General features: G+C 50.4%; 1 protein-coding gene. It reads right to left on the reverse strand.

All coding sequences use genetic code 11. From position 1 onward, the window contains the following. Positions 1 to 421: hypothetical protein (locus ACTJJS_RS33535; RefSeq protein ID WP_440668411.1), on the reverse strand; the 421-nt coding region annotated here is incomplete at both ends.

The following is a 421-nucleotide window of genomic DNA, read 5'->3' on the forward strand; positions in this document are numbered from 1 at the left end:
TATCCCTGTTATAAAGCGCTGTCTCCACCGGGCGGTTCAGATCATCATAAAAGGTCACCAACCACTGGTTCAACGCTCGCTGGTTAGCATCCCTGGTAAATACCAATCGGTCACGCACGTCATACACCATTTCTACTACACCCGCACCAGGGACCTTTTTGGTGATCATTCGCTTTCTGCCATCGTAGCTATACTGAAAACAAAGGCCATCAGCGATAGCAGCTGTATTCCAGCTACTGGTGATCTTCTCTACGCCCAACGGCGGAATCACAAAACGCAGGTTATTCAGGTCGTCATAGATATAATAGGTACACAGCCATCCCATATGGGCCGTACCGGCATTGCCGGCTGCCCGGACTTTTTTAAGTACCACCCGGCCGGATTTGTCTTTATATTCCGCCACCTGGCCACCGTCTTCATC

The sequence above is a fragment of the Chitinophaga sp. 22308 genome (genome assembly GCF_052045305.1).
GTDB lineage: Bacteria > Bacteroidota > Bacteroidia > Chitinophagales > Chitinophagaceae > Chitinophaga > Chitinophaga varians_A.